This is a genomic window from Vibrio genomosp. F10 str. ZF-129, assembly GCF_000287055.2.
Classification (GTDB): Bacteria; Pseudomonadota; Gammaproteobacteria; order Enterobacterales; family Vibrionaceae; genus Vibrio.
This window is the reverse complement of the sequence record NZ_AJYQ02000102.1, coordinates 1-11,056: the sequence shown is the minus strand read 5'-3', so window position 1 is coordinate 11,056 and position 11,056 is coordinate 1. Positions and strand designations below refer to the sequence as shown.

Annotated in this window: 7 protein-coding genes and 1 pseudogene; 5 read left to right on the top strand and 3 right to left on the bottom strand. The window is 43.8% G+C overall.

The window, feature by feature from the left end:
- The 4 genes from A1QO_RS12120 to A1QO_RS12105 all read left to right on the top strand — a co-directional run.
- The coding region (locus A1QO_RS12120; protein ID WP_017040891.1) for a helix-turn-helix domain-containing protein at positions 1 to 1,077 on the top strand (1,077 nt) is incomplete at its 5' end.
- Between the two features lie 308 nt (positions 1,078 to 1,385).
- Positions 1,386 to 2,951, top strand: coding sequence for an amidohydrolase family protein (locus A1QO_RS12115; RefSeq protein ID WP_017040890.1), 1,566 nt, complete (start codon positions 1,386 to 1,388; stop codon positions 2,949 to 2,951).
- Positions 2,952 to 3,199: 248 nt separating this feature from the next.
- On the top strand, positions 3,200 to 3,952 hold the full coding sequence (locus tag A1QO_RS12110) for a hypothetical protein (protein ID WP_017037798.1): 753 nt from the start codon (positions 3,200 to 3,202) through the stop codon (positions 3,950 to 3,952).
- A 280-nt stretch (positions 3,953 to 4,232) separates the two neighbouring features.
- Positions 4,233 to 5,186, top strand: coding sequence for a helix-turn-helix domain-containing protein (locus A1QO_RS12105; RefSeq protein ID WP_017040273.1), 954 nt, complete (start codon positions 4,233 to 4,235; stop codon positions 5,184 to 5,186).
- A gap of 109 nt (positions 5,187 to 5,295) precedes the next feature.
- Here A1QO_RS12105 and A1QO_RS12100 read toward each other — a convergent pair whose 3' ends face one another.
- Complete coding sequence (locus A1QO_RS12100; RefSeq protein ID WP_017035932.1) at positions 5,296 to 6,840, bottom strand: cryptochrome/photolyase family protein; 1,545 nt, start codon at positions 6,838 to 6,840, stop codon at positions 5,296 to 5,298.
- A 505-nt stretch (positions 6,841 to 7,345) separates the two neighbouring features.
- Here A1QO_RS12100 and A1QO_RS12095 point away from each other — a divergent pair.
- Positions 7,346 to 9,262 carry a methyl-accepting chemotaxis protein gene (locus A1QO_RS12095; RefSeq protein ID WP_017040275.1) on the top strand — a complete coding sequence of 639 codons (1,917 nt, stop codon included), beginning with the start codon at positions 7,346 to 7,348 and terminating at the stop codon, positions 9,260 to 9,262.
- A 190-nt stretch (positions 9,263 to 9,452) separates the two neighbouring features.
- Here the strand turns inward: A1QO_RS12095 and A1QO_RS12090 are convergent, their stop codons facing one another.
- Positions 9,453 to 10,532, bottom strand: a complete 1,080-nt coding sequence (locus A1QO_RS12090; RefSeq protein WP_017035930.1) for a DcaP family trimeric outer membrane transporter — start codon at positions 10,530 to 10,532, stop codon at positions 9,453 to 9,455.
- A 228-nt stretch (positions 10,533 to 10,760) separates the two neighbouring features.
- A pseudogene (locus tag A1QO_RS12085) lies at positions 10,761 to 11,056 on the bottom strand (serine hydrolase domain-containing protein); the annotation flags it as partial.

Here is an 11,056-nt window from a genome sequence, read left to right as displayed (position 1 = left end):
TCTAAAAACAGCGGCTCTTCTAAAAACAACGGTGCTTCTAAAAACAATGGTGCTTCTAAAAATACAGTTGTGCCAGCCCAAAAGGGTAACGCCAGTACCATAACCAGCCCATCAAATACTATCGAGTTTTCGATCAGCTCGTACAATAACCTAGCACCGTTCATCCGTTATTTTGAAAAGAAAGGATGGGACTGGTCTGCCATTGCTGCACAATCACAAATGCCCCAACTCACACCAGACTCCACTCACCATTTGGTCACAAAAACTCTCATGAGTTTCATCAGTATGATGGCAAAATCCTATGATGAGAACTTAGGCTTTAACGTTGCAAAGCAAATTACGTTAGAAAGCCTGCCGCATAGTATTGCCCATGCGGTTAAAAATAGTGACAATCTAAGTGCTTTCCTATCGGCTCTAATGCCCGCATTTCAAACGCTTAGCAACCATGTCGTGGTGTGGGTAGAAAATATTGAAGGCCGCTATTTCTTATGCCATCGAGGCAACTTTCCACCAAGTACCGCAGGGCAATTCCATGTCGAGCAATACCGCACTCTTAGCATGATTAGGCTGCTTCAGTCTTTCATTGAACCAGACTGGGTACCTGATATTCTTTGGATGAACAACAACAGTGTCACCAACCAAAAAACGTTTAAGTCGTATGTTAAATGTCAATCTAACATCTACACAAATAAGCATTTTGGTGCCATTGCGCTGCCAGACAATTTTGTTTACCGAACCAGCATCAAAACCGAAACGAACCATACATTAGACCTCACTAAAATTATCAGCAGTTACGCCCTACTGCCGCAATTTTCAATTCGTTGGTTCTCGACGTTAATCAACATGAGCACACGTACCGTTCAACGCTACTTAGATAAACAAAACGTTAAATTCACCGAAATAAAAGATCAGATCAGACACAATCATGCCATTACACTCTTAGCACAAGATACCGATCGGTCAATTTCAGATATCGCCTTTTCATGCGGTTACACCGATATTGCCAATTTCAATCGTGCATTTAAACGATGGGAACAAGTAACAGCAGCCAAATATCGAGAACGTTGTCATTCCTGACAATATCAATAATTCCAGAGGCCATTTCAATTTATGCCTCGTCGTCTCGCTGAGTGACCATATTTGCGCTCAGCGATTCCCCCGACACACTCCCCTTCTTTCTACTCTTTTGTTCTCTATTGTTATGCCTATCTCCTATAGACGCGTCCTACCATCAAGTGAGCCTCACCCGTTGTGGCGGTAACTGACCTACACCCTTCCCGTATTATCGACTATATTTACATCAACTTAAGACGCACCACCTTTTACCGAACTTCAATTTAATGCCCCCAACGCTGGGCACAATAGACAATAGGAACAGAGTAAAAATGGCAACATTACCTTCATTTATAAAAAAAGCATCGATACTGAGTTTAGGGCTCTTATCACCCTTGGTTATCGCGGCAAATTACGACGTCGTTATTCTAAATGGTCGAGTCATTGACCCAGAGACAAACTTCGATTCAGTGGCTAACGTTGGGATTAAAGACAACAAAATCACAGCCATTACCACCGACGTAATTACCGGTGAAAAAACGATCGATGCCACAGGAAAAGTCGTTGCACCCGGATTCATCGACGTTCATGCCCACGGGCAAAACATTGGTGATTACCGCATGCAAGCAATGCAAGGCGTGACGACCATGCTTGAGCTAGAATCTGGTGTATTACCGATTAGTGATTGGTACGCAGGTCAAGCAGAAAAAGGGCTGCCACTCAACTACGGCGCAGCAGCGGGTTGGACATATGCTCGCATCGCTACGTTCAGTGATACTCTGCCTCAAGCCACTGCAACGTATTTTCAACAAGCGCAATCTCGCAACGACTGGAAAATGGATATCGCCACACCAGAGCAAGAAAGCAAAATCATCAAGTTAATTGAACAAGGCCTTGATGAAGGTGGATTAGGCATTGGTATTAACGCCGGATACGCACCTGGGCACGGTCAAAAAGAGTATTATGCACTTGCTGAACTCGCCGCAGAGCGTGATGTGGCCACTTACACTCATGTTCGTTATGCGAGTAATACCGAGCCACAAAGCTCTTTTGAAGCAGTCAAAGAACTTGTCGGTAATGCAGCCATTACTGGTGCTCATATGCACCTTTGCCACATCAACAGTACTTCGTTGAAAGATATTGATTCCATTTTGCCTATGGTCAATAAAGCGCAAGACAATGGCATCAATGTTACTGTTGGCGCTTACCCTTGGGGTGCTGCCAGTACCGTTGTCGGCGCTGCTATGTTTAGTGGCAACGGATGGCGTGAGCGTATGGGATCAACGGCTGAAAACTTTCAGTTGGGTGTTGACCGCATGACAGAAGAGCAACTTGCTGAGTATCAAGCAAATAAACCCGGTACATTCATTGTTTGGCACTTTTTAGATGAGCAAAACCCAGACGATCTTGCTTTGTTAGATGCCTCGATTTTAAACCCGAATGTATTGATTGAATCTGATGAAATGTTCTGGATGCACATGGATGAAGAAGGCCACATTGATAACTATGCAGGTGACGAATGGCCGCTCCCTCAAGAGCTTTTCTCTCACCCTAGATCAAACGGCACGTTCGCTAAGGTTTTACGAGTCTATGTCCGAGAACGCGGCTTATTAACGATGTCTGAAGCATTACGCAAAATGACACTCATGCCTGCGCAATTAATCGAAGATTTTGTCCCTCAAATGAAGAATAAAGGTCGTATTCAAACCAATATGGATGCCGATATCGTGGTCTTTGACCCAGACACTATTGCTGATGTAGGCACTTACCAAGATCCGAATCACCCGGCAGTTGGCGTGCATTGGTTATTGGTTAACGGCGAAATCGTTGTGAATAATACTGAATTAGATACCGCGGTTAAGGCAGGAGAACCTATCCGTCGTGATATAGCAAAGTAATCCATTTAACGAAAACTGTTTATTCAAATCGTTAGTGTAAATAAAGCCAGTAAGGTCTTCTTGCTGGCTTTTTCACGTTAATTGCCTTGTGTCTGTCGCTCTCCATCAATGGCATCCATTGACTATCACCTCAAATTATTAGTTGGGCAACATTGTTACAGTACGTCAATGACTTTGGCGCAAAGTGACCTACATCACGATAAGAACATTGGTTATAGTTCATCCCACACAAACATAGGAGAACAACCATGAACACTTTTACTAAAACCATTCTAGCAACGACTTTACTTTGCTCTGGTATGAACCTTGCGCTTGCTGACGAGTCTACTGAGAAAGTTGACCCATCAAATCTAACTGCTGTTAATACCTCAGGGTATGTGGGTATGAATAATCAAGGTGATGTAAAGCTATCTGCTTCACTGGGCTTTGGCTTAAAAAATGGTCAAATGGCCATGGGTACCCTTGAAGGCAGCATGGATAATGATGGTAAATATAAAGATAGCCGACTTCAGTATTTCCACGTATTTAACGTCGGTAACCCAGTTGTGCCAACAGCGGCTGCATCCATTGATATTATTGATAACACCAACTTTACAACGGCTGCTGTCGGTGCGGTTGCGATGTTCAAGCCAGGCGTAGAAAGCTTAACTATCTTTGGTCGTGTTGGCGCGTTAGCCGGTGAATACGATGAAGGTTTTGCCTCTGCAATGGGAGAAACGGATACAGATATCGTTGGTGGTATGGCGGCGGCCTATCTTTCTTGGAAGCCAGGCGCTGATGGTACTTACCTGATGCTGTCACCAGAATACACCTATATGGACGGTAGTATTGAAACGTCAACGCTTAAATCATCAATCACTGTCGGTACACCATTATCCGCTGATGGAAAACGCTGGGGACAGTTCAAAATTGAAAATACGGTTGGTAGCATGCAATCTACCCATCAAACCGTCGATATTGATGACACCGTTGCGTGGGCATTTTACAAAGTCTACTTCTAAGGCCTAATTTACCTTAATATAGTTTATTAAAAAGCAGGGATGCTTTTTACCTCTTGACCATAAGTACTCAATACATTTAGCTGCTTTCCAACAAGATAAATCATCGATTCCTCTCTTCCCTTTCTTCTTGTTCGTATCAGAAATAAGGTACTCACAACCGTTCAACTGGTTCCCCCTATTTTGCCTCAATCACTTCACTATCCTTTTCAATTTTTAGCACATCCAACTCATATCCTATATGATACAGACTAACGGTAGTCACATGGAGCTGTGCGCATTAATGCCAAATACCATCAACATTAGTAATTCAAATAACCTACTTCCTTTCCTCAACTATTTTGATCAACAAGGTATTGAATGGAAAAGTGTTGCTGAAAAATATCAGTTTCCTGAAGATTTGAAGGACGGCGAATACTGGCTACCTTCGCATCAAACAATGGCGTTTCTCAATACCATAATGAGAAAATCCAATCGTAGGATAGGATTAGATGTTGGTAGACTGATCACCCTAGAACAAATTTCGCCCGAATTACATTCTGCGTTTGTTCATTGCGACAATCTGGAACAGGCGATCCATACCCTCATTGAAGTCATGCCCACCTTAAATAGCCATGTGGTCGTCTGGCCAGAAAAGATTGAAGATAAGTGGTATCTATGTCATCGCGGGGCTTACCACCCATCAGTATCTGGCTTTGATCAGGCAGAGTGGTTTCGAGCTTTTGCATTGCTTTCCTTATGCCGTTCATTTTTGGGGAAAACGTGGGAGCCCACATCGGTATTAATGAGTTTACCTGGCCATTTAGCAAAAAATTTACCCGCTGCATTTAGTTCAGTATCGTTTACTTTCGGCCATGCGTTTGGCGCAATAGAAATCCCTTTATCGGATAACTTTATTGGTGTTGAGCCTCAAAAAAGAGAGCATGATTGGCACACCACGCTAGATGCCCTCATTAACACTTACGCCGTTTTGCCCTGGTTTAACGTTGAATGGCTAGCACAACTCATCGGCAGCTCTCCGCGAACGTTACAACGACGCCTTGCCGACCAAGGGCTTACTTTTAGACAATCCAGAGATAACGCACGTTGTGAAACAGCAACCAAGCTACTCAGAGAGAAGGTGTCGCCTTTCGAAACCGCCTGGCGCTGTGGCTATACCGATTTATCCAACTTTAATCGCGCATTCAAAGGTTGGATGAAGAAAACCCCAGCTCAATATCAAAGCCAGTTCAAATAAGCAAAATCCAGCAGGCTAATTAACACAGTGTTAGCGCCAGTGGCTTGACTATGAACGACTTAAGAATAAAGGAAAAGCGCAATCTCATTGGCTATTGATTCGTGTTGGGTTACAGGTTCTCTAAGTTTTCTATGTATTGATCAGCCGTGTGTAATATATCGCGGCGTTTCGCTTCATCCATGTTGTCCCAAGACCGATAAATCATCTTAATTCTAGGGTTCGTCGCCAGTCGCTTTGCGTGCTTATCCATAAATCGCCAATAAAGGCTATTAAATGGGCATGAACCGTCACCGCTTCGTGCTTTATTGTCGTAATGGCAACCTTTGCAGTGGTCACTCATTTTATTAATGTAAGAACCACTTGCCGCGTAAGGTTTGGTACCCACAATTCCACCATCCGCAAACAAAGCCATTCCGCGAGTATTCGGCATCTCTACCCACTCAATAGCATCAACATAGATGCCTAGATACCATTCATCGACTTGATCAGGCTCGACTTCAGTGAGTAAACAAAAATTGCCCGTCACCATTAAGCGTTGAATATGATGCGCGTAAGCATAATCTAACGACTGTTCAATGGCGTTTCGCATACATGCCATCTTTGTTTCTCCCGTCCAAAAATAGCCAGGTAACTGATTTCGCGCTTCCAATGCGTTTTTCTTGGGGTAGCCGGGCATATTGGCCCAATAAACACCGCGAATGTATTCTCGCCACCCTAGGATTTGACGCACAAAGCCTTCGACCTGAGCAATATCGATCTCCGCGTTAAAATGAAAAGCTTTGAGAGCGGCATCGATAACTTCCTTCGGATGAAGCAATTTACAGTTCAGCGAAAACGACAAACGGCTGTGATAAAGACTCCATTTTGCTTCATGCTTCTCGGTCATTGAATCTTGAAACCGCCCGAAGTTCGGCAAACACACCTGACAAAAGTTCGCGAGTAGAGACAAACTTTGTGCGCGATTAACGGGCCAAATGAGGTCTCCATCTAAACGACCAATCGTCGTAATATGATGGCGAGTTAATCGCTCAACAATCGGATCGGCATGGGTACGAAATAACAAAGGCTTGGGTAATTTTTCAAGGTCACTCGCTTTTAACTTGTTGCGGTTGTTCGCATCATAGTTCCATTTTCCGCCCAGTGGTTTTCCATCTTCCATCAGAATATTGAAGCGCTTACGCATGCGTCGATAGAAATGCTCCATCATCACATGTTTGCCTTGAGTAAACTGCTGTGGGATCTCTTCAAATGGCAACAGAAAGTGCTCGGTATCAACGCACTGAACTTTGACATTGTTTAGATCAAGTGAGGCCAACTGCTGTTGTAAGCGATATTCGTCAGGCCGTTGATAGTCAAACTGAGTAGCACCAACCTCGTTTACATAGTGAGTTATCATCTCAGAAAGATCAGAAAACCGATGAGTGTCGTCCAGTGTTAGAGACAACACTTGGTGCCCTTCACGCTGACGTTCCTGTGAAAAATGAGCCATCGCAGAGAAAAACGCACACACCTTTTGAATATGGTGGGTGACGTATTGGCTCTCTTGCTTCAGCTCAGCAATGATGTAGAGTACGGTTTCATCTACTTGCGAGAACCAAGAGTGCTCGCTGTTGAGTTGGTCTCCTAGAACCAACCTTATCGAATCGAATTGCATTTAGCGCCCTCTTTGGCGGTCACTTTTAAATGGAATGCTTTACGCTATGCCTTTAGCTAATAAATCATCTCTCGTGTTTCAGTTCATGACTCATCACCTATCATTATCAGGCCTAACCTGAAAAAACCGCCACACGATCTGGTTAACATTCCCTCACACATGAACAATTTAGTCGCTGAACCGCATTATCTCTCATGCTTTTCTATGTATTGCCGTTATAATAACGGTATCAAAATGAAACCTTTGCTTACAAATCATTAAGTATGATGTATCGTTTATCGCTAATGGACGCTGGCATCACAGAGTCATTCGTGTTTGCCCGCGTGATATTGGTTGGTATTGAATCCATCGTTGTATTGTACTGACAATGTACCGGAAACGATCACATTGATAGGCCGCTACCATTTACCTTGTCACCGCATAAGTTTACAAGGTGTGTTGCATATGCTCACATCTAACTAAATAGAAGAAGTCAAATAAAGATGAATCAAATTAGGGTTTTAATATGCTGAAACTAAATTCAATGAGTATTAAACAAAAAGTGGTTTTAGGTATCACGTTCGCTGTACTCGCTTCTACAGCATTCGTTGGCATTATGGCTCAAAAGCATGCGCGAGAGATGCTCACGTATCGTTTGATTGAAATAGAATTTCCTTCGATGCTGGGGCAAATCAATGCTGAAATTGATCAACAGGTGAGCCAAATGCTTTTGGCGGCAAAGCAACTTGCCAACAATGAATTTATAGCGGATGCGATTAAATCGACTGATCGCGATCCCGCTGTCGAAAAAATGCTCGTCAAACAACTCAACAATGTTCGTGACCAGTACCAGTTAAATGACGCCTCTGTTGCCAATCGAGAGTCCGCTTACTACTGGAACCAAAACGGCTTTTTGCGACAATTGAACCAAAGTCAGGATGGCTGGTTCTTTGGCTTCACTAATTCTGGGCAAGACACGTCTGTCAGTATCTTCCAAGAACCAAACGGCGATGTGAAGATGTTTGCCAATTATCAAAACTTGGCGAGCTTTACAATGTCCGGGCTATCTAAGTCGATGGACGACATGGTGTCTTTATTGAATGGATTCCGTATTGAACAAAGCGGTTTTGTCTTTTTGACTGACAGCCAAGGTGCGGTGCAGATTCATCGCGAGAAAGACAAATCCAACTCATCGCTGAATCGACTCTTTGGTTCCGAAGCAAACGACTTGTTAAATAAATCTGCATTCAACTTGATCACCGCTGAATACAATGGTCAAGAAGTGTTTGTCGCCGCGACCTACGTACCTTCTATGGACTGGTTTGTTGTGGGTGTGGTGCCTACCGAAGAGGTCTTTGCCGACTTAAACGCCACGGCCCAAAAAATGCTGCTGACGACACTTGCTGTCGCGTTTGTTTTTATTGTAATGGGGATATTCCTAGCCAACAGCATCATTAATCCGATTAAACTTCTTGCGGAACGATTTACCGAATTAGGGAAAGGTGAAGGCGATTTAGCGCAACGAATTGAAGTGAAAAGTAACGATGAAATCGGACAACTTTCAACGGGTTTTAATGGTTTCATTGAAAAGATTCATTCGACCATGATTGAAGTCGCGTCCACCAGCGGCTCCTTGAGTAACGCTGCAGAAAGCGTGTCTGACAAGGCGACAAGAACCCTCGATAATAGCCAAGTTCAACGAGATCAAACGATTCAAGTGGTCACGGCCATTAACGAAATGGGTGCCACAATCAACGAAATTGCATCTAACGCCGCGACCGCTGCAGAAACGGCAAACGAAGCATCAGACAACACCAGAGTTGGCCAAACTGTGGTTTCTAAAGCCAAAGAAGTCATTTCTCGCTTGGCGGATGATGTTGAATCGACGAGTCAAGTCGTCACGCAACTTGCTACCACAACCAAAGACATTGGCTCGATTCTAGATGTCATTCGTGATATTTCTGAACAAACCAATTTGTTAGCATTAAACGCAGCGATAGAAGCAGCGCGCGCTGGCGAGCAAGGACGTGGTTTTGCGGTCGTTGCCGATGAGGTTCGTAACCTTGCCAGTCGCACTGCGGCGTCAACAGAAGAAATTCAAAAAATGATTAATCAACTTCAAAACGATGCTAAAGACGCAGTGAGTGCGATGGAAGCAGGCCAAGCGGTGACGTTTGAAGGGGTTGAATCGACCGATGAAGCCGTGAAAGTACTGCTAAGTATTTCGGAACGTATCATGGACATTTCTGATCGGAATACCCAGGTTGCAACGGCTACAGAAGAACAGTCAACGGTGGTCGACACGATTAATCAAAATATTGAAGAGATCAACACGATTAACGAAGTGACAACGGGCACCGCGGAAGAACTGGCTTCAGCAAGCCAAGAACTTCGCCAGCTGTCAGAGCGTCTTGATAACATGGTTGGCCGTTTTAAGTTGTAACGTAACAATCAGCGTAACTATTAATAGATAACCTCAATTCACGGTGGCCAACTCTTGGCCACCGTTTTTTAAATCATGATTTAAATCGCCATTCAAGCCGATATTCAACGCTTAACAATCCAGCGAACAAATTCTTCTTGTCGTCATGTACTGAGAATATGAACACGAAAAGCCAAGCGGCAAACGCAACTTAGTACTTCCATTCCATGCCGAGCATAATTCTATGGTTGTCTCTAGAATCCGACACACTGCGCTCATACGTTGAATAATTGTATTCAACACCCACCATTAAATCAGGTTGAATATTCCACAGCAAATTAGCCATAACATATTGGCTAGACGTTAATGTGTCCTGCTCCTGTTCGTCTTGCCAATCCAAAGCATCGCTCTCAACCGAGCCATACGCAAATACAGATTTAAGGTCTTGCTTCCAATGTCTTGTGTATGACGCCATCAAGCTATTTGTTTCTCGAACATCGAGCGTCTGTTCATCTTCATTCCATGTTGCGCCTGTTCCCGATAAGCCTAATAGATATCTGTCTGTTCCCTGCCCTGTATACAGCAATAATGTCACCGTATCATTAGGGGTGATGTTCCATCCTCCAGATAACTGAACACCGTAACCCAACTCTGTATATTCATGCTCATTGGAAGACAGACGTATCTGACTCAGCGCAGCCGTTGCTCTTACCCAGCCATGCTGGTCGTCTAATTCAAGGCCTGCCACTAAATCGGGCAATGACCCACTGGTGTCAATGGTATCCCCTGATGGGTTTTGAATATCCGAATTGGTACCGCTTTCTAATGCGACATCATAGCGAAATAATCCGATATCTTGTGACCAACGGAGCATAGGTTGACGTTTAAATACCACACCGCTCAATGTTGGTTCGGCCAGAGACAGAGGATAGTTGCGCATATCCATAAAGGTCGACCAAGTTTGCCCAGCTAACAGATCGCCGGCCTCAGTATGGTAGGTTAAATAAGCTTCTCTTAATCGTGGTGACATACCACCGTCATTGTTGGCGTTAAAGTCCATGACCAATTTAGAGTCGATGGAGGTGCCATTATCGAAATCCTTTAGCGCTCCAAATCTAAATTGAGATAATGAAGCATCCACTTTTGTATCGCTATGGTTGCTCTTACCAAATAGGCTATTGCTGGGGATATTCACCCCGACTCCAGCGGTATCATTATCATGAATCATGATCGCTTTAATTGTACCACCAAAATCATAGGTGGTTTCAGATGCGAAACTGGCTGCGCTCATTAGTGCTGCACTAATAACTATTGCTGTGTATTTCATTTTCATAAGGATTAGAAAGTAATAGTGATCACTCAAGCAATCGACATTACAAATTGCGTGGTGAGTATTTCAAATGAAAAAGTGCCCACTCTTAAACACAGGAGTATTTACATAAAGAGCAGGCACTTAAATTGAAGACTACCGAAGGGATTGAGCGTCTCAATTCTTCGGTAGGACGAGCAGTTAAACGAATCAGTTACCTGCTAAGGCTTTTGCAGCCGAACGCATCAGTGCAGGTGCTTTGTTTTCACCATAGCCTGAGTGGTATGGGTTGTTAGAGAAAACAATACCCACAAAATCTCGGTCTGGGTCGATGTAAATAAACTGGCCTAGATTGCCGCTTTTCGCCATCGCACCATCGTCAAAGATGTAATCGAATTGGTATGAATTATACGATGCTTTCTCGTTGAAAGCGTGCACAGTGCTGTCTTCTTTTGTGGTACCTGCAAACGCTTTTGGATCGCCATTATTATGGATACGATCGATGA